The sequence below is a fragment of the Fodinibacter luteus genome, from assembly GCF_039541575.1.
Classification (GTDB): Bacteria; Actinomycetota; Actinomycetes; order Actinomycetales; family Dermatophilaceae; genus Fodinibacter; species Fodinibacter luteus.
Genome location: NZ_BAABGM010000007.1, coordinates 76813 through 94946, shown reverse-complemented (window position 1 = coordinate 94946; position 18134 = coordinate 76813). Strand labels below are relative to the sequence as shown.

At 72.2% G+C, this 18134-nt stretch carries 17 protein-coding genes; 4 read left to right on the top strand and 13 right to left on the bottom strand.

Features of this window, described 5'->3' with window-relative positions:
- Nucleotides 1-87 precede the first annotated feature (87 nt).
- From ABD899_RS05435 to ABD899_RS05410, 6 genes are all read right to left on the bottom strand, one after another.
- Complete coding sequence (locus tag ABD899_RS05435) at nucleotides 88-1371, bottom strand: saccharopine dehydrogenase family protein (RefSeq protein ID WP_345203227.1); 1284 nt, start codon at nucleotides 1369-1371, stop codon at nucleotides 88-90.
- An 85-nt stretch (nucleotides 1372-1456) separates the two neighbouring features.
- Entirely contained in the window at nucleotides 1457-2251 is a 795-nt protein-coding gene (locus ABD899_RS05430) for an ABC transporter permease (protein ID WP_345203224.1), read from the bottom strand.
- A gap of 1 nt (nucleotide 2252) precedes the next feature.
- On the bottom strand, nucleotides 2253-3164 hold the full coding sequence (locus ABD899_RS05425) for an ABC transporter permease (RefSeq protein ID WP_345203221.1): 912 nt from the start codon (nucleotides 3162-3164) through the stop codon (nucleotides 2253-2255).
- Nucleotides 3157-4275, bottom strand: coding sequence for an ABC transporter ATP-binding protein (locus tag ABD899_RS05420; protein WP_345203219.1), 1119 nt, complete (start codon nucleotides 4273-4275; stop codon nucleotides 3157-3159). Before ABD899_RS05420 ends, ABD899_RS05425 begins: the two co-directional genes overlap by 8 nt.
- A complete protein-coding gene (locus ABD899_RS05415) occupies nucleotides 4275-5510 on the bottom strand; it encodes a polyamine ABC transporter substrate-binding protein (protein ID WP_345203216.1) in 1236 nt (411 codons plus the stop codon). Before ABD899_RS05415 ends, ABD899_RS05420 begins: the two co-directional genes overlap by 1 nt.
- Before the next feature lie 96 nt (nucleotides 5511-5606).
- Nucleotides 5607-7052: a gamma-aminobutyraldehyde dehydrogenase gene (locus tag ABD899_RS05410; RefSeq protein ID WP_345203214.1), complete on the bottom strand. Its 1446-nt coding sequence runs from the start codon at nucleotides 7050-7052 to the stop codon at nucleotides 5607-5609.
- A 188-nt stretch (nucleotides 7053-7240) separates the two neighbouring features.
- Here ABD899_RS05410 and ABD899_RS05405 point away from each other — a divergent pair, with 188 nt between their 5' ends.
- The 4 genes from ABD899_RS05405 to ABD899_RS05390 all read left to right on the top strand — a co-directional run bounded on the left by ABD899_RS05405 (nucleotide 7241) and on the right by ABD899_RS05390 (nucleotide 11891).
- On the top strand, nucleotides 7241-7738 hold the full coding sequence (locus ABD899_RS05405; RefSeq protein WP_345203212.1) for an Lrp/AsnC family transcriptional regulator: 498 nt from the start codon (nucleotides 7241-7243) through the stop codon (nucleotides 7736-7738).
- A complete protein-coding gene (locus tag ABD899_RS05400; RefSeq protein WP_345203210.1) occupies nucleotides 7735-9174 on the top strand; it encodes an aspartate aminotransferase family protein in 1440 nt (479 codons plus the stop codon). The genes ABD899_RS05405 and ABD899_RS05400 overlap by 4 nt, the downstream gene beginning before the upstream one ends.
- Nucleotides 9175-9324: 150 nt before the next feature.
- Nucleotides 9325-10707, top strand: a complete 1383-nt coding sequence (locus ABD899_RS05395) for an NAD(P)/FAD-dependent oxidoreductase (RefSeq protein WP_345203208.1) — start codon at nucleotides 9325-9327, stop codon at nucleotides 10705-10707.
- Between the two features lie 74 nt (nucleotides 10708-10781).
- Nucleotides 10782-11891, top strand: a complete 1110-nt coding sequence (locus ABD899_RS05390; protein WP_345203205.1) for an LOG family protein — start codon at nucleotides 10782-10784, stop codon at nucleotides 11889-11891.
- Nucleotides 11892-12000: 109 nt separating this feature from the next.
- On the opposite strand, the gene ABD899_RS05385 is transcribed toward ABD899_RS05390, so the two are convergent.
- From ABD899_RS05385 to tsf, 7 genes are all read right to left on the bottom strand, one after another.
- On the bottom strand, nucleotides 12001-13200 hold the full coding sequence (locus ABD899_RS05385) for a monooxygenase (protein WP_345203203.1): 1200 nt from the start codon (nucleotides 13198-13200) through the stop codon (nucleotides 12001-12003).
- Nucleotides 13201-13220: 20 nt separating this feature from the next.
- The gene (gene rlmN, locus ABD899_RS05380) at nucleotides 13221-14507 is read right to left on the bottom strand and encodes a 23S rRNA (adenine(2503)-C(2))-methyltransferase RlmN (RefSeq protein ID WP_345203201.1); all 1287 of its coding nucleotides are present in this window, start codon (nucleotides 14505-14507) and stop codon (nucleotides 13221-13223) included.
- Between the two features lie 13 nt (nucleotides 14508-14520).
- Complete coding sequence (locus ABD899_RS05375) at nucleotides 14521-15438, bottom strand: phosphatidate cytidylyltransferase (protein WP_345203199.1); 918 nt, start codon at nucleotides 15436-15438, stop codon at nucleotides 14521-14523.
- 13 nt (nucleotides 15439-15451) lie between these two features.
- A complete protein-coding gene (gene frr / locus ABD899_RS05370; RefSeq protein ID WP_345203196.1) occupies nucleotides 15452-16009 on the bottom strand; it encodes a ribosome recycling factor in 558 nt (185 codons plus the stop codon).
- Nucleotides 16010-16089: 80 nt separating this feature from the next.
- Complete coding sequence (gene pyrH / locus ABD899_RS05365) at nucleotides 16090-16848, bottom strand: UMP kinase (protein ID WP_345203194.1); 759 nt, start codon at nucleotides 16846-16848, stop codon at nucleotides 16090-16092.
- 110 nt (nucleotides 16849-16958) lie between these two features.
- A complete protein-coding gene (locus ABD899_RS05360) occupies nucleotides 16959-17147 on the bottom strand; it encodes a heme biosynthesis protein HemY (RefSeq protein WP_345203192.1) in 189 nt (62 codons plus the stop codon).
- 112 nt (nucleotides 17148-17259) lie between these two features.
- On the bottom strand, nucleotides 17260-18090 hold the full coding sequence (gene tsf, locus ABD899_RS05355; protein ID WP_345203190.1) for a translation elongation factor Ts: 831 nt from the start codon (nucleotides 18088-18090) through the stop codon (nucleotides 17260-17262).
- Nucleotides 18091-18134 lie beyond the last annotated feature (44 nt).

Here is an 18134-nt window from a genome sequence, read left to right as displayed (position 1 = left end):
GGTCCGGGGTCGGGCAGGTCGGGCGGCGGCGGCGTCGTCAGCGGATGCCGGTGACGGCGGCGCCGGGTGCCAGTGGGGGCTGGGGGGTCAGCGGTCCTCGAGGCCCCAGGGCGAGCCGTACCCCTGGGGCTTGGGCGCCGCGAGCAGGTCGAGGAACGGCACGGCGTCGAAGGCCTCGGGGCCGAGCACGCCGGCGCCGGACCACGTGCCGGCGGCGAGCAGTTCGAGGGCGACGACGGGGTTGACCGCCGTCTGCCACACGACGCACTGGGCGTCGTAGTCGCCCATCGTGTCGGCGTTGTCCGACACGTGGTAGAGGTAGGTGCGCCGGGGTTGACCGTCCTTGCCCGTGCCGGTGACCCACAGCCCGGCGCAGGTGCGACCCTCCATCCGGGGCCCGATGGTCGCGGGGTCGGGAAGCACGGCGGCGACGACGTCACGAGGGCTGACCTGCACCCCCTTGACGGTGACCGGGTCGGTGCGGTCCAGGCCGAGGGTGTGCAGGGTGCGCAGGATGCCGATCATCTCCTCGCCGAGCCCGTACTTGAACGTCACCCGCTCGGCGTCGACCCAGCGCGGCATGAGGAGCACCTCCTCGTGCTCGACGTGGACGCACTCGACGGGGCCGATGCCCCCGGGGAAGTCGAAGACCTCGGGCTCGCTGAACGGCGGGAGGGTGGAGAAGCCCGCGTCGACGTCGTAGGACCCGTCGGGTCCGACGGCACGCGCGCGCTCCCACACGACCGGCGGGTTGAGGCACTCCTCGATGATCGTCCACATCGAGAACCCCGGCGCGAAGACCTCGTGGCCGTCCTCGTCGCGGATGACGAGGTTGGCCCCGTCGCGGGTGCCCAGCTCGTCGATCTCGCTGAACAGGTGGTCGGCGGCGTACCGGGCGAAGACGTCGGAGAGCCCGGGCTCGACGCCGATGCCGACGAGGGCCAGCCGGCCCTCGGACTCCCACTCCCCCGCCTGCGCGAACTGCTCGTCGCCGAGCTTGACCCCGACGCGGGCATAGGGCTCGGTCGGGTGCCGGCGGGACAGGCTCATCGCCATGTCGAGGTAGTCCGCCCCGGCCGCCCGGGCGCCCTCGAAGATCGGCATGACGAACCGGGGGTCGACCGCGTTGAGGACGTGGGTCGCACCCACCTCGCGCGCGAGCGCCTCGACGGCGCCGGCATCCGAGGCGTCGACCTGCGCCGACCGGAAGCGGGTCTCCCCCGGGTCGCGGGCGGTCACCGCGCCCACCGTGCGCTCGGCGCGGGTGACGTCGTGGTCGGCGACGACCCAGGAGTCGAAGAACGGGCGTTCGGCGGCGATGCGGGCGGCGGCGTCGCCGACGCCGCCGGCACCGACCATGAGGACGTGCACGAGGAACCTCTTCCGTGGAGCCGGGCGCGATGCCCGGGGGCCGGGTGGGAGCTGGCACGGACCCCGACGGGGTCCGTGCCGCGGGTCAGGCCGCGGCGCGCTGGCGGCGGGAGGACAGCACCTGCCCGATGACGACGACGACGAGCGCCGCGAGGAACATCAGCGTGCCGATGACGTTGACCTGCACCGGCGTGCCGCGCTGCGCGGCACCCCAGACGTACATCGGGAAGGTGATCGAGCTGGGGCTGGCGTTGAAGTTGGTGATGATGTAGTCGTCGAAGCTCAGCGAGAACGCCAGCAGCGCACCGGCGAGGATGCCGGGTGCCGCCAGCGGGAGGGTGACCCGCAGGAACGTCTGGGTCGGGTTCGCGCCGAGGTCGGCGGCCGCCTCCTCGAGCCGGGGGTCGAGGGTCGCGACCCGGGCCTTGACGGCGACGACGACGAACGACACGCAGAACATGATGTGGGCGATGGTGATCGCCAGTCCGCCGGAGGGCACCCCCATCATGAGGAAGAGCGTGAGCAGGCTCGAGCCCATGACGACCTCGGGGGTCGCCATCGGCATGAAGATCAGGAGGTTCGTCGCGGAGCGGGCGCGGAACCGGTAGCGCCCGAGGGCGAACGCGATCATCGTGCCCAGCGCGGTCGCGGCCAGCGAGGCGACGAGCCCGATGCGCAGCGAGAGCCCGAGGGACTCGCACAGCCCCTGGGCGCCGCACGGGTTCTGCCACGCCTCCGTCGAGAACTGGGTCCACGTGTAGTTGTACCGGCCGACCGGGTCGTTGAAGGAGAACACCGCGACGACGATGTTGGGGATCATCATGTAGGCCAGCACCGCGACCGCCGCGAAGAGCAGCAGGTGCTTCTTGATCCACGTCACCTCACACCAGCTCCTCGGTGCCGGCGCGCCGGACGTAGGTGGACACGAGCACGAGGATCATGAGGAGCAGGATGAACGACAGGGCCGCCGCGAGTGGGTAGTCGAGCACGCGCAGGAACTGGCTGTCGATGACCTGGCCGATCATGACGGTCTGGGTGTTGCCCAGCAGCCGGGAGTTGATGAAGTCGCCGGTGGCGGGGATGAAGGTCAGCAGCGTGCCCGCGACGACGCCGGGCAGGGACAGGGGCCACGTCACGCGGCGGAAGCCCTCCCACGGGGTGGCGTAGAGGTCGCCGGCCGCCTCGACGAGGCGCGGGTCGAGCCGGTCGAGCGAGGAGTACAGCGGCAGGATCATGAACGGCAGGAAGTTGTAGGTCAGCCCGGCGATGACCGCGAACTTCGAGGAGAGCAGGCTGTCGTTCGCGGTGAGGGTGAGCGCCTGGAGGACGTCGGTGATGCCGGTGGCCCGGGCGAACTCGGCGACGGGGCCGGTGTCGGAGAGGATCGTGCGCCAGGCCAGGGTGCGGATGAGGAAGCTCGTGAAGAACGGCGCGACGACGAGCACGAGCATGAGGTTCTTCCAGCGGCCCGCCTTCTGCGCGATGTAGTAGGCGAGGGGGTAGGCGAGCAGCAGGGCGATGACCGTCGCCGTCCCGGCGTAGAGCACCGAGCGCAGCAGCTGTGGCCAGTACTTCTGCAGGGCGTCCGCGTAGATGGAGATGTTTCCCGTGAAGGTGTAGCCGGCCTCGACCGACCCCTCCTGGAGGGACTGCGAGAAGAGCGTGACCATCGGCGCCACGAAGAACACGACGAGCCACAGCAGCCCCGGTGCCAGCAGGGCGTAGGGCACCCAGTTGGCGCGCCGGCGAGGGGCCGGAGGGCCGTGCGGCGCCAGGACCGCCAGCTCAGCCATCGACGACCACCCGCTCCACGCCGGCGTCCTCCGCCTGCGCCGAGTCGAGGACGAACTCGTGCCCGGGGTCCCAGGCCAGGGTGACGTCCTCGCCGAGCCGGGCGCGCGCGCTGCCGTCGTTCTGCTGCACCACCATGACGTCCATGCCCCACGGCATCCGAACGAGGTACTGCGTCGCGACCCCGGTGAACGAGGCGTCGGTCACGGTGCCACGCAGCTGGTTGCGGCCGCTGCCCGGGCCGAGCGCGAGCTTCTCGGGGCGGACGCCGAGCCAGACGTCGACGAGCCCGTCGGGCACCTTGTCGGCCTGGACGAGGACGTCGTGGCCGTGGACGTCGGCCGTCATGAGGCCGTCCCCCGCGGACCCGGTGATCCGGGCGGTGAGCAGGTTGGACTGGCCGAGGAAGTTCGCGACGAAGGTCGATGCCGGGTGCTCGTAGAGCGTCGCGGGGTCGCCCAGCTGCTCCATCCGGCCGGCGTTCATCACGGCGATGGAGTCGGCCATGGTCATGGCCTCCTCCTGGTCGTGGGTGACGTGGATGAACGTCAGGCCGACCTCCTGCTGGATCCGCTTGAGCTCGATCTGCATCTGCCGGCGCAGCTTGAGGTCGAGCGCGCCGAGCGGCTCGTCGAGCAGGAGCACGTCCGGGCGGTTGACGAGGGCGCGGGCCAGGGCCACGCGCTGCTGCATCCCGCCCGAGAGCTGGTTGGGCCGCTTCTTGCCGGCGTGCCCGAGCTCGACGAGCTCGAGGGCCTCCTGGGCCTTGCGCTTGGCGTCCTTGTCACCGCGCCGGCGCAGGCCGAACTGGACGTTGTCCTCGACGCTCATGTGCGGGAAGAGGGCGTAGGACTGGAAGACCGTGTTGACGTTGCGCTGGTGCGGCCGGGTGTTCGTGATGTCGGTGTCCCCGATGAGGATCTGCCCGGACGTGGGCTGCTCGAGCCCCGCCACCATCCGCAGGGTCGTCGTCTTGCCGCAGCCGGAGGGGCCGAGCAGCGCGAAGAACGAGCCCTGCGGGATGGTGAGGTCCATCGGGTGGACGGCCGTGAACTCCGCGAACGACTTGGACAGCCCGACCAGGTTGAGGTCGCCGGTCCCGTGCCCGGCCATCAGCTCGCCGTCAGGTCGGAGAAGGCACGGGCGTACTTCGTCTCCTCCTCGGCCGACAGGCCCCGGAACACCTTGGCCCGCGAGAGGACCTCCTCGCTGGGGAAGATGAGCGGGTTGTCGGCGGTCTCGGGGTCGTCGGCGGCGATGACGTCCTTCGTGCCCTTGACCGGCGGGATGTAGTTGACCCAGGCCGCCACCTGGGCCATGACCTTGGGGTCGTAGTAGTAGTTGATGAGGGTCTCGGCGTTCTTCTTGTGCTTGGCGAGCGCCGGGATGACGAAGTTGTCCGACCAGAGCGTGAAGCCCGCCTGCGGCAGGGCGTACTGCACCTTGTCGTTCTCGAACTGCAGCTGCACGACGTCACCGGTCCACGCGATGCAGGCGGCGATGTCGCCCTTGGTGAGGCCGTCGGTGTAGTCGTTGCCGGTGAAGCCCTTGAGCTGGCCGGCGTCCTTGGCCTTCTGGATCATCGCGATCGCCTCGTCGAAGTCGGCGTCGGTGAAGTTCGCCGGGTCCTTGCCCTGCTCGCACAGGACGAGGCCGACGGTGTCGCGCATCTCGGTGAGGAGGGTGACCTTGCCCTTGAGCGCGGGGTCGGTGAGCAGCTGGGTGATCGTCTCGACCTTCGCCCCGCCGGTGGCGTCGAGGTTGTAGGCGATGCCGGCGAAGCCGCTCTGCCACGGCAGCGAGAACTTGCGACCCGGGTCGAACTCGACGTCGGTGAGCGAGGCCTCGAGGTTCTCGGCGTTCGGGATGTTCGCCTTGTCGAGCGGCTGGACGTAGCCCTGGCGGATGAGCCGCGCGACCATCCAGTCGGTGCTGCACCAGGTGTCGCGGCCGGTGTCCTCGCCGCCCTCGAGGAGCGGGCGGACCTTGGCGTAGAACTCGTCGTTGTCGTTGTAGTCCTCGGTGTAGTTCACCTGGATGCCGGTCTGCTTCGTGAACTCGTCGAGGCTCGGACGGGTCGACTCGTCCTCGGAGACGTCGATGTACTGGGTCCAGTTCGACCAGTTGACGACCTTCTCGCTGTCGCTCATGTCCTCCGCGGCGGCGGCGGTGCGAGTGGCCGACCCGGACGCGGAGCCGCCGGTGCCCTCGCTCCCGCAGGCGGTGAGGGCCGCGGTCGCGCCGAGGCCGAGGGCGCCCGTGACGAGCGTGCGGCGCGTCGTGAGGCCGCGGGCGAGGGCGGCCCGCAGCGCGAGGGACATCGGTTCGGGGGTGGGGCGCTCGGTCATGGGGGTCTCCTTGCGGTGGTGCTCAGGGGTGGGGATGGCGGTCGTGGGGTCAGGATGCCGCGTCGGGCAGGTCGGGTGGGTCGGGCGTGGTCCGGGTCACGACTCGATGTTGGCCATGACGTGCTTGATGCGGGTGTAGTCCTCGAAGCCGTACATCGACAGGTCCTTGCCGTAGCCCGACTTCTTGTACCCGCCGTGGGGCATCTCGGCGACGAGCGGGATGTGCGTGTTGATCCACACGCAGCCGAAGTCCAGGGCCCGCGACATCCGCATGGCCCGCCCGAAGTCCCTCGTCCACACCGAGGACGCCAGGCCGTAGTCGACGCCGTTGGCCCAGCGCACGGCCTCGTCCTCGTCGCTGAAGCGCTGCACGGTGATGACCGGGCCGAAGATCTCGTTCTGGATCGCCTCGTCGTCCTGGCGCAGGCCGGACAGCACGGTCGGCTCGAGGTAGAACCCGTCGCCGAGGTCGGTGCGGCGGTTGCCACCGGCCGCGACCGACGCGTGCGACGGCAGCCGCTCGATGAACCCCGAGACGTGCTGGAGCTGGCGGGCGTTGTTCACCGGGCCGAACAACGCGTCCTCGTCGTCGGGCAGGCCCACGGCGGCCGAGGTCGTGGCGTACTCGGACAGGGCCGCGACGAAGTCGTCGTGGATGCCGGGCGCGGCGAGCACCCGGGTCGCCGCGGTGCAGTCCTGGCCGGCGTTGAAGTAGCCCGCGACGGCGATGCCCTCGACGGCGGCCTCGATGTCGGCGTCGTCGAACACGACGACCGGTGCCTTGCCGCCGAGCTCGAGGTGGACCCGCTTGACGTTCGGAGCGGCGCTGGCCGCGACCTGGGACCCAGCCCGAACCGAGCCGGTGATGGCGACGAGGCCGGGGGTGGGGTGCTCGACGAGGAGCCTGCCGGTGTCGCGGTCACCGGTGATGACGTTGAGGGTGCCGGCCGGGAGGAACTGCGAGGCGATCTCGGCGAGCAGCAGGGTCGTCTCGGGCGTGGTGTCGCTCGGCTTGAGGACGACGGTGTTGCCCGCGGCGAGGGCCGGGGCGATCTTCCACACGGCCATGAGGAGCGGGTAGTTCCACGGGGTGACCTGGCCGACGACGCCGATCGGCTCGCGGCGGATCCACGAGGTGTGGCCCTTCATGTACTCCCCCGCCGCCTTGCCCTCGAGCACGCGCGCGGCCCCGGCGAAGAACCGGAGCTGGTCGACCATCGGCGGGATCTCCTCGCTCGCCGTGAGGGCCCGGATCTTGCCGGTGTTCTCGGACTCGAGCGCGATGAGCTCGTCGGCGCGGGACTCGATGGCGTCGGCGAGCTTGAGCAGGGCCTGCTGGCGCTCGCTCGGGGTCGTGCGCCCCCACTCGGCGAAGGCCGTGTCCGCGGCGGCGTAGGCGGCGTCGACGTCGGCCGGCCCGCTCACCGGGGCGGTCGCGACGACCGATCCGGTCGCCGGGTTGACGATGTCGGTGGTGGAATCGGTACGCCCGTCGACGTACTCGCCGGCGATGAAGTTGCGCAGGTGGCGCGGACCGCTCATGTGCGTGGCTCCCCAGGAGTGGGTGAAGTTGGACGGCAGTGCGTGGGAACTCTAAACCCCGCACCCGCGAAATCACTAGGGTCGCGGCCCCAAAAGTCATGAAAAGTTACACATCGCCCCGTCGCCGCATACGGATTCCGTCACTGGAGGACTTGCGCGGCGACCGATTCCCCTGCACGATGGCGCTCGTGACCACCCGCACCACCCGGCCGGCCCGAAGCGCTCGCCCGGCCTCCGAGACCCGGCTCGACGACGTGGCCAAGCACATCATCGAGCTGCTGCAGGAGGACGGTCGGCAGTCCTACGCCGCGATCGCCAAGGCCGTCGGCCTGTCCGAGGCCGCGGTCCGCCAGCGCGTCCAGCGCCTGCTCGACGCCGAGGTCATGCAGATCGTCGCCGTCACCGACCCGCTCCAGGTGGGCTTCCGTCGTCAGGCGATGATCGGCATCCGCGCGGAGGGCGACCTGCTCACCGTCGGGGACGCCCTGACGGCCATGCCGGAGGTCGACTACGTCGTCACGACGGCCGGCAGCTTCGACATCCTCGCCGAGGTCGTGTGCGAGGACGACGACCACCTCCTCGACCTGCTGACCCAGCGCATCCGCGTGCTGCCCGGGGTCACGAGCACCGAGACGTTCGTCTACCTGAAACTCAACAAGCAGCACTACAACTGGGGTACCCGATGACCACCAACCCGTCCACCGTGTGGGAGCCCAGCTCCGACCGCCACACCTCCACCGGCGCGCTCTACTCCGACGCCGCCCGCGACCACCTGTGGATGCACTTCACCCGCCACTCGGTCTTCGAGGAGCGCGAGGCCGGCGGGCTCGGGCACGCCGTGCCGATCATCACCAAGGGCGAGGGCTGGACGATCTGGGACGACCGCGGGAACGAGTACATCGACGCCCTCGCGGGCCTGTTCGTCACGAACGTCGGGCACGGCCGCACCGAGATCGCCGAGGCGATGGCGAAGCAGGCCGCCGAGCTCGCCTTCTTCCCGCTGTGGTCCTACGCCCACCCGCGCGCCATCGAGCTCGCCGAGCGCCTCGCCCACCACGCGCCGGGCGACCTCAACCGGGTCTTCTTCACCACGGGTGGCGGCGAGGCCGTCGAGACGGCGTGGAAGCTGGCCAAGCAGTATTTCAAGCTGACCGGGAAGCCGACGAAGCACAAGGTCATCTCCCGCTCGGTGGCCTACCACGGCACCCCGCAGGGCGCGCTGTCGATCACCGGCATCCCGGCCGCGAAGGTCGACTTCGAGCCGCTCGTGCCCGGTGGCCACAAGGTGCCGAACACGAACATGTACCGCGCACCCGAGCACCTGCGCGACGACGAGAAGGCCTTCGGCCGCTGGGCCGCCGACCGGATCGCCGAGGCCATCGAGTTCGAGGGCCCCGACTCGGTCGCGGCGGTCTTCCTCGAGCCGGTGCAGAACTCCGGCGGGTGCTTCCCGCCACCGGCCGGGTACTTCGACCGGGTCCGCGAGATCTGCGACGAGTACGACGTGCTCCTCGTCTCCGACGAGACGATCTGCGCCTTCGGCCGGATCGGGTCGATGTTCGCCTGCCAGGACCTCGGCTACCAGCCCGACATCATCACGACCGCCAAGGGCGTGACGAGCGGCTACGCCCCGCTCGGCCTCATGATCGCGAGCGACCGGCTCTTCGAGCCGTTCCGGCAGGGCACGACGTACTTCCCCCACGGCTACACGTGGGGTGGCCACCCGGTCTCCTGCGCCGCCGCGATGGCCAACCTCGACATCTTCGAGCGCGAGGGCCTCAACGACCGCGTGAAGCAGAACGCCCCGGTCTTCAAGAGCACCCTCGACAAGCTGCTCGACCTGCCGCTCGTCGGCGACGTGCGCGGCGCCGGGTACTTCTACGGCATCGAGCTCGTCAAGGACAAGCAGACCCGCGAGACGTTCGACGACGACGAGTCCGAGCGGCTGCTGCGCGGCTTCCTGTCCAAGGCCCTGTTCGACGCCGGGCTGTACTGCCGCGCCGACGACCGCGGCGACCCGGTCGTCCAGCTCGCCCCCCCGCTGACGATGGGGCCGGCCGAGTTCGAGGAGATCGAGCGCCGGCTGCGCTCGGTGCTCACCGAGGCCGAGAACCACCTGTGACCCGGTCGACCGGGCCCGGTCGAGTGAGCAGGACATGCCCGGGATGGACGCCTGTCCCCGGCATGTCGTGCTCACTCGACGAGCCACGCACCTGACGTGGCGACGAGCCACGCACCTGATGTGGCGACGAGCCACTCACCTGATGTGGCGGTGACCCCCGCCGACCCGGGCCCCGGGCCGCTGTGGTGGGACGACGCGCCGGCAGCGGCCAGCGCGAGCCGCGCCACGGCATCCGCCCTGCCGCAGGTGGTCGACGTCGCGGTCGTCGGTGGTGGGTACACCGGTCTGTGGACCGCCTACTACCTGCTGCGCGAGCGGCCCGGTCTCGACGTGCTCGTCCTCGAGGCCGAGCACGTCGGCTTCGGGGCGAGCGGGCGCAACGGGGGCTGGGTGTCCGCGCTGTGGCCGGTGTCGGCCGACACGATCGCCCGACGGCACGGGCGGACCGCCGCCCTCGCGCAGCTCGCCGCGCTGCGCGACACGGTCGACGAGGTGGGCCGGGTCGACGCCGCCGAGGGCCTCGGCGGCGGGTTCGCCAAGGGCGGGGCGGTCGTCGTCGCCCGCACGCCCGCGCAGGAGGTGCGGGCCAGGGCCGCCGCCGCGCACTCCGCGGCGTGGGACGACGGCACCGTGTGGCTCGACACCGCGGCCGCACGCGAGCGCGTCGACGTGGCCGCCACCCGGGGCGCGACGTACACCCCCCACTGCGCCCGGGTCCACCCGCGCCACCTCGTCGACGGGCTCGCCGCCGCGGTGCGCCGGCTCGGTGGGCGCGTCGTGGAGGGATGCCGCGTGACTCGCACCGCCGACCGAGTCGTCGTCCTCGAGGACGGGCACCGGGTCTCGGCCGGCGCGGTCGTGCACGCGACCGAGGGCTGGACCCCCGAGGTGCCGGGGCTGTCCCGCCGGGTCGCGCCGGTCTACTCGCTCATGGTCGCGACCGAACCGCTCGACGACGAGCGCTGGTCGCGGATCGGGCTCGCCGGGCGGGAGGTGTTCGCCGACCACGGGCACCTCGTCATCTACGGCCAGCGCACCGACGACGGACGGATCGCCTTCGGCGGGCGCGGCGCCCCGTACCACTGGGGCTCGGCGGTGCGCCCGGAGTTCGACCACGACGAGCGGGTCTTCGCGGCGCTGCGCACGACGCTGCGCGAGCTGCTCCCCCAGCTCGACGGCATCCGGTTCACGCATGCCTGGGGCGGCGCCCTCGGCATCGCCCGCGACTGGCACCCGTCGGTGCGCTGGGACCCCGTGACCCGCACCGGCTGGGCCGGTGGGTACGTCGGCGACGGGGTCGCGGCGAGCAACCTCGCCGGTCGTACCCTCGCCGACCTCGTGCTCGGTCGCGACACCGCGCTCACGACGCTGCCCTGGGTCGGGCACCGCTCGCCGCGGTGGGAGCCCGAGCCCCTGCGCTGGCTCGGGGTCAACGCAGGGCTGCGCCTCGCCGGGCTCGCCGACCGCGAGGAGCTCGCGACCGGACGGCCCGCCCGGCTCGCGGGCCTGCTCGACCTGCTCACCGCCCACTGACCTGCACCGCCGTGAGTGCGGGCGTGGTGGCCGGAGCGACCACGCCCGCACGCACCGCGGGTAGGTTCGGCCCCGTGCGCGAGATCGAGAGCCTGCCGGACCTGCACGCCGTCCTGCGGTCGAGCCGGCCGATGTGCGGCCTGCGCCTGCAGGACCTCGACCTCACCGGACACGAGGAGGAGCTCCTCGCCCGTACCGACGTCGAGGGCATGGTCGTGCTCGGCGGACGGGTGACCGAGCACCTCGGCGCCCACCTGCGGACCCACGGCGCCCTCGTCTTCCCCACCGACCCGCACGCCCCGGTCAACCCCTACCGCTCCAGCCTCTACCAGCCGCACGAGCTGTACGAGGGGCTGCGCGAGCACGGGTACGAGTCCACGCCCGACGCCCGGGCCTACCACTGGTCGAGGGACGGCACGCTGGCCCATGACGCGTTCGTCACCCTCCTGCGGGCCATCCACGACGACTCGATGAGCGATGCGCTCGACGAGTTCATCGGGCACGCTCCCGTCGTGGGCGTCATGGGCGGGCATGCCCTCGGCCGAGACACCGACCGGTTCGCCGCCGCGGCCCACCTCGGCCACCGGCTCGCCACGGCCGGGCTCGTCGTCGCGACCGGAGGGGGTCCCGGGGCGATGGAGGCCGCGAACCTCGGCGCCCTGGCCCCGAGCGAGGCCGCGCTCGCGACGGCGCTCGCCCGGTTGCGGGAGGTGCCGTCGTTCCGTCCGGCGATCGAACCCTGGGCGCTGGCGGCCCTCGACGTGCACGACGCGCTCGTGGCGATGCCGGTGGCGGACACCCGGGTGCGCAGCATCGGCATCCCGACGTGGTTCTACGGCCACGAGCCGCCGAACGTGTTCTGCAACGGCATCGGCAAGTACTTCTCCAACGCCATCCGCGAGGACGGCCTGCTCGCCCGGTGCACCCACGGGCTCGTCGTCCTCGAGGGCGCCGCCGGCACGGTGCAGGAGGTCTTCCAGGTCGCGACCCGGCTCTACTACGCGCCGGCGAATGCCGTGCTGCCCGTCGTCGTGCTCGTCGGCCGGCGCCACTGGACCCAGGACGTGCCGGTGTGGGCGCCGCTGACGGCGCTGGCCGCCGGGCGCCCGATGGCGCAGCGGCTGCACCTGGCCGACTCGGTCGACGAGGCCGCCGAGCTCGTCCTCGACGTGGAGCCGCGCTGACCGGCGGGCGACGGCTCGCGGCGCGCAGGAGCTCGGACCCGACCCGGCAGTCTCCGCGTGCTGGCTGACCGTCTGCGTGCCGAACCGCCGGCCGGGTGCCAGCGCTCGGTCAGCGCTCGGTCATGAGCACGATGCCGAGGCACATCTCGTCGGTCGTGCCCTCGCCCCAGGCGACGTAGCGGTCCTGCGTCCCCTCGAAGGCCGGCAGCAGGTCGCGCAGCGACTGGTCGTGGGTGCACGTCACGGTGATCGAGTCGCCGGGGCCGACGTCGAGGGGCTCGTCGAGGGGGATGCTGCCCTGGTCGTCGAAGTTCCACACCGGGAGGTCGAGTACCCGCTGCGCCTGCGGGGTGCCCTTGTTGACGTCGACGGTGATCGCGCGGCCGAGCAGGTGCATGTGCCCGGCCACGGCCCGGATCGTGCCCTCCTCGCGGATCGGGCGGGTGCAGCTCTGGACCGGTCCGGGCTCGATCGGGCCGCAGAGCAGGTGGAGGAGGTCGGCCGTCGCGATGTCCTCGGCGAAACGGCGCTTGACGTCGGCCACCGCGAGGGCGCGGTTGCACAGGCCCTTGGTGCCGTTGTCGCGGCACGGCAGCTCGACCGGCGCGGGCAGCAGCATCGTGCGCAGCGCCTGCTTCGTCGCGCCCTCGGCCTCGGAGAGCCGCAGCCGCACGGTGCTGCGGTCGGTGCCGGTGCCGGCCAGGAGGTTGTAGTGCATCTGGACGACGAGCTGGGTGCCCTCGGCGAGCGGGATGCCGATGTCGTCGGCCATGACGCGTTCACCGCCCCCCGGCGCCCAGGCCCCGACCCAGTCGGCATCGTCGAGGCTGCCACCGGCCACCCCGGAGACCCCGGCCCCGCCGAAGCAGGTCCAGCCGTCACCGGGATCCCCGGCGTCGAGCTCCCGGGCCCGCTCGACGTCCCCGGGCTCGACCTTGGACACGATGACGTGGTGCACGAGCGCGGCGTTGTCGGGTGCGATGTGCACGCCGCTCACGAGCTGGTCGCTCGTGAAGCCCGGGTCGACGAGGAAGCACCGGTAGTCGTCGGTGCCCGTGCCCTCCGGCGCCGTCGGGGTGTACGGCGCCGGGAGCCGGATGCTCTGGAACCGCTCGCCCGCGCGCAGCGGGACGTCCTCCTGCTCCGCGGCGGAGGCCGACCCCGAGGCCGAGGCCGACGCGCTCGGCGCCGCGTGGGTCGTCGGGTGCGCCGAGGCACCGCGAAGGTTCGCGGGCAGGTCGGCCTCGCTGCCGCACCCGGCGAGCAGGAGGGCCGCGGCCCCGACGAGCACGGGAAGGCGACGTCGCACGGTCACCAGCGTAGACGCGGTCAGGCCGTGGCCGCCGCGAGCTGGCCGCAGGCGCCGTCGATGTCCGAGCCGCGGGTGTCGCGCACCGTCGTCGGGATGCCGTGTGCCCGCAGCCGCTCGACGAACTGCTGCTCGACCCCCCGCCTCGAAGCCGTCCACCTCGACCCGGGGGTGGGGTTGAGGGGGATCGGGTTGACGTGCACCCACCCCCGGCCGCGAGCCGCGAGCTTCTCGCCGAGCAGGTCGGCGCGCCAGGCCTGGTCGTTGACGTCGCGGATGAGGGCGTACTCGATGCTCACCCGGCGGCCGGTGACCACGTGGTAGCGGTGGGCCGCGTCGATCGCCTCGTCGACCTTCCACCGGGTGTTGATGGGGACGAGCTCGTCGCGCAGCTCGTCGTCCGGTGCGTGGAGGGACAGCGCCAGGGTCACCGGGATCCCCTCCTGCGCGAGGCGGTCGATCCCGGGCACGAGTCCGACGGTCGACATCGTGATGCCTCGCGCCGAGATCCCGAGGCCCGAGGGCGCCGGCTCGGTGAGGCGGCGGATCGCCCCGATGGCCGCCCCGTAGTTCGCGAGGGCCTCTCCCATGCCCATGAAGACGACGTTGCTGACGCGGGCCGGCCCCTCGTGGCCGGCGTCCTCGGGGCCGGCGTCCTCGGGGCCGGCGTCCTCGGTGCCGTCGGCCTCGTCGCCGAGCTCGGCCGCCGCGTCGGTCCGGCCACCCCCGGCGGGGTCGCCCGGTCCGGAGTCGGGACCGCCGCCACTGCCGACGACGGGCAGCTCGCCCCGGCGCAGCAGCCGAGCAGCCGCCACGACCTGCTCCACGATCTCGGCGGCGGACATGTTGCGGGTCAGCCCCTCCTGGCCCGTGGCGCAGAAGGGGCAGTTCATCCCGCAACCGGCCTGGCTCGAGATGCAGACGGTGACCCGGCGGGGGTAGCGCATGACGACGGACTCGACGAGCGCGCCGTCGAAGAGCCGCCACACCTGCTTGACGGTGGTCCCCCGGTCGGCGGTGAGGCTGCGCACCGGGGTGAGCAGCGTCGGCAGGAGGTCGGCGACGAGCTCGTCGCGCACCGCCTGCGGCAGGTCGGTCATCTCCTCGGGCCGTTCGACGAGCCGCCCGAAGTAGTGCGTCGACAGCTGGGTGGCCCGGTACGCCGGGTGCCCGAGCGCCGCGACGGCCTCGCGGCGCTCGGCGAGGCCGAGGTCGGCGAGGTGACGGGGCGGCTTCCCCCGGCGCGGCGCCGCGAAGGTCAGCTGTCCCGGGGCGGGCCGGGGGCCCGGGCTTGGTTCGTCGGTCATCGGCGCCGTCCTCTCAGCCGAGCGGGACGAACCACAGGAGCAGGACGTAGGCGATCGGCGCGACGAGGACGAGGGAGTCGAGCCGGTCCATGAGTCCCCCGTGCCCGGGCAGGAGCGAGCCCATGTCCTTGATGCCGAGGTCACGCTTGATGCTCGACTCGATGAGGTCGCCCAGCGTCGCCCCGGCCGCGGCGACCGCCCCGAGGACGAGGCCTGCCCACCACGCGCCGCCGAGCACGATCGGCAGCGCGAGCGCGCCGACGACCGCGCACGCGGCGACCGATCCGGCGAAGCCTTCCCACGACTTCTTCGGGCTGAGCGAGGGCGCCATGGGGTGCCTGCCGAGCACGACCCCGACGGCGTACCCGCCGATGTCGGAGAAGACGGTGACGAGGATGAAGACGACCATCCGCTGGCGACCGTCGGGGGCGGCGAGCATGAGCGAGGCGAACCCGGCGAGGAAGACCGGGTAGAACGTGACGAGCGCCGAGGCGCTGAGGTCTCGGGCCGCGCCGGCCAGGCCGTCGGCGACCCGCCACACGAGCAGGCCGACGATCGTCAGCCCGAAGGTGACGACGAGGGCCTCGGCGCCGCGCAGGTACGCGGAGACGAGCATCCCGACCGTGCCGAGCAGGAGCGGGACGAGCGGGACCGTGACGCCTTTGGTCGCGATCGCCCGGCGCAGCTCCCAGGCGCCGAACGCCACCGCGGCGACGAGGACGACGAGGAACGCCCGCGCGTCGAGGACGAGGGTTCCGATGATCAGCCCGGCGAGGAGCAGGCCGACGCCGACGGCCGCCTTGAGGTCGCGGCCGGCCTTCGGGGGTGCCGCCGCGCCCTGGGCCGCGGTGGCCGTGGCGGGGGACGTCCCGGGTCGCCCCGCGGGTGGCGGCTCGGTCGCCTCGGGGGTGTCGGGGGCTGCGTCGGTCATCGTCGTCGTGCGCTCAGACCTCGAGCAGCTCGGCTTCCTTGTGCTTGAGCAGCTCGTCGATCTGGTCGACGTGCCGCTTCGTGACGGCCTCGAGCTCCTTCTCGGCGCGAGCGCCCTCGTCCTCGCCGACCTCGCCGTCCTTGACGAGCCGCTCGAGGGCCGTCTTGGCGTGGCGGCGCACGTTGCGCACCGAGACCTTGGCGTCCTCGGCCTGGTGGTGGGCCATCTTGACGTACTCGCGGCGCCGCTCCTCGGTCAGCACCGGCATGACGCAGCGGATGATCGTGCCGTCGTTGCTCGGGTTGACACCGAGGTCGGCCTGCTGGATGGCCTTCTCGATGGCGTGCATCGACCCCTTGTCGAAGGGGCTGATGATGATGGTGCGAGCCTCGGGCGTCTGGAAGGACGCCAGCTGCTGCAGCGGGGTCGGGGCCCCGTAGTAGTCGACGAGGACCTTCTGGAACATGCCGGGGTGGGCGCGGCCGGTGCGGATGCCGGCGAAGGCCTCCTTGGCGGCCTCGACGGTCTTCTCCATCTTCTCCTCGGCCTCGAACAGGGTCTCGTCGATCATCTGCGGCGGCTCTCCTTCGGTCTGCCGCGCAGCGGGCGCGGCGGTCGGGTCCAGTGTGTCAAAGTCGGGCGGCGCCGGGGTCACCCGGCGGAGACGAGCGTGCCGATCCGCTCGCCGCGCAGCGCCCGGGTGATGTTGCCGTCGCCCTCCATGCCGAAGACGACCATCGGCAGCCGGTTCTCCATGCACAGGCTGAAGGCCGCGGCATCCACGACCCTGAGGCCGGTGCGCAGCGCCTCGGCGAAGGTCACCTCGTCGAGCTTGCGCGCGGCGGGGTCGGTCCGCGGGTCGGCGTCGTAGACCCCGTCGACGCCGCTCTTGCTCATGAGCACCGCGTCGCACTTGCACTCGAGGGCGCGCTGCGCGCTCACCGTGTCGGTGGAGAAGTAGGGCATGCCGGCGCCCGCGCCGAAGATGACGACCCGGCCCTTCTCGAGGTGGCGGATCGCGCGGCGGGGGATGTACGGCTCGGCGACCTGGCCCATCGTGATGGCGGTCTGCACGCGGGTGTCGATGCCCTCCTTCTCGAGGAAGTCCTGGAGGGCGAGGCAGTTCATGACGGTGCCGAGCATGCCGATGTAGTCGGCGCGCGAGCGCTCCATCCCCTTCTGCTGCAGCTCGGCGCCGCGGAAGAAGTTGCCGCCGCCGACGACGACCGCAACCTCGATCCCCTCGCGCACGGCATCCGCGATCTGCCGCGCGATGTCGCGTACGACGTCGGGGTCGACGCCGACCCGGCCGCCGCCGAAGACCTCGCCGGAGAGCTTGAGCAGGACCCGGCGCGAGCGCGCCGAGGTCGTGGTGGGTCGTGCTGCCTCGGTCAGGGCATGCGTGGTCACAGGGCCTCCTCGGCGGTGGTGCGCGGCGGTCGACCGATCCTTGCACAGGCGCGGGCGCGGGCCGAACCCGCGAGGCGGCTCGGATGCCGGTCGCGGGCCGGACCGGAACGTCACCAGCCGGCGTGGCGCAGCATGAACTCGGTGTCGGTGTCCCGGCCGCCCCGGGGGTCGGGAGCGGGGTCGACCTCCTGGGTGGTCACCATGTCCTCCGGGCGCACCCGGGGCAGGTCGACGTGCACGCGCTTCTCGAGCGCCGCCCGCTCGGCCTCGCGGGTGGGCTCGGGTCCGGCCTCCGCCATCGTGACCACCTCCTGCGGCCAGTATGCGCCGTCGCCCCGTCTCCGGACGGGCGGATGCCGCCCGCTCGGGTGAGCGGACGGCATCCGTGGTTGTGCCCGGCGGGAGGGGAGGTCAGCCCCCGACGCGGAAGCGCACGAAGCCCGTGGCGTCGGCGCCGGCCTCGGTGAGGACCTTCGCGACGGTCTTCTTGGGCTCCTTGGCGAACGGCTGCTCGAGGAGGACGTTCTCCTTGAAGTAGCCGTTGACCCGACCCTCGACGATCTTCGGGAGGGCGGCCTCGGGCTTGCCCTCCTCCTTCGCGGTGGCCTCGGCGAGGCGACGCTCGTTCTCGACCGTCTCGGCGGCGACCTCCTCGCGGGTGAGCACGCTCGGGCTGAACGCCGCGATGTGCATCGCGACGTCGCGGGCGGTCTGCTCGTCGCCACCGGTGGTGGACACGAGGACGCCGATCTGCGCGGGCAGGTCGGGGCTCGTCTTGTGCAGGTAGGACACGACGTGCTCGCCCTCGAGGCGGGCCACGCGCTTGACCTCGATCTTCTCGCCGATGGTCGCGTTGGCCTCGTCGAGCAGCTCCTTGACCGACTTGCCGTCGGTGAGGGTGGACCCGAGGAGCGCGTCGGCGTCGGACGCCTTCGTCGCAACGGCCTGGGTGAGGACCTGGTCGGCGAGGGCGCCGAAGCGCTCGCCCTTCGCGACGAAGTCGGTCTCGCACAGGACCTCGACGAGGGTGCCCTCGCCGGCGCCGGCCCGGGCGGTGACGAGGCCGTTGGAGGCGGTGCGCCCCTCGCGCTTGGTGACGCCCTTGAGGCCCTTGACGCGCAGGAGCTCCTCGGCCTTGGCCATGTCGCCGTCGGCCTCGTCGAGGGCCTTCTTGACGTCCATCATGCCGGCGGCCGTCTTCTCGCGCAGCGCCTTGATGTCAGCGGCGGTGTAGTTCGCCATGGGGTGATATCGCTCTTTCGGGTAGCGGTCGGACGGGGGGAGGG

What these genes read in the sequence shown, in the direction of transcription:
- ABD899_RS05425 (WP_345203221.1), bottom strand. Translation starts at nt 3,164, where the DNA reads ATGGCTGAGCTGGCGGTCCTGGCGCCGCACGGCCCTCCGGCCCCTCGC.
- ABD899_RS05420 (WP_345203219.1), bottom strand. Translation starts at nt 4,275, where the DNA reads ATGGCCGGGCACGGGACCGGCGACCTCAACCTGGTCGGGCTGTCCAAG.
- ABD899_RS05415 (WP_345203216.1), bottom strand. Translation starts at nt 5,510, where the DNA reads ATGACCGAGCGCCCCACCCCCGAACCGATGTCCCTCGCGCTGCGGGCC.
- ABD899_RS05410 (WP_345203214.1), bottom strand. Translation starts at nt 7,052, where the DNA reads ATGAGCGGTCCGCGCCACCTGCGCAACTTCATCGCCGGCGAGTACGTC.
- ABD899_RS05400 (WP_345203210.1), top strand. Translation starts at nt 7,735, where the DNA reads ATGACCACCAACCCGTCCACCGTGTGGGAGCCCAGCTCCGACCGCCAC.
- rlmN (WP_345203201.1), bottom strand. Translation starts at nt 14,507, where the DNA reads ATGACCGACGAACCAAGCCCGGGCCCCCGGCCCGCCCCGGGACAGCTG.
- ABD899_RS05375 (WP_345203199.1), bottom strand. Translation starts at nt 15,438, where the DNA reads ATGACCGACGCAGCCCCCGACACCCCCGAGGCGACCGAGCCGCCACCC.
- frr (WP_345203196.1), bottom strand. Translation starts at nt 16,009, where the DNA reads ATGATCGACGAGACCCTGTTCGAGGCCGAGGAGAAGATGGAGAAGACC.
- ABD899_RS05360 (WP_345203192.1), bottom strand. Translation starts at nt 17,147, where the DNA reads ATGGCGGAGGCCGGACCCGAGCCCACCCGCGAGGCCGAGCGGGCGGCG.
- tsf (WP_345203190.1), bottom strand. Translation starts at nt 18,090, where the DNA reads ATGGCGAACTACACCGCCGCTGACATCAAGGCGCTGCGCGAGAAGACG.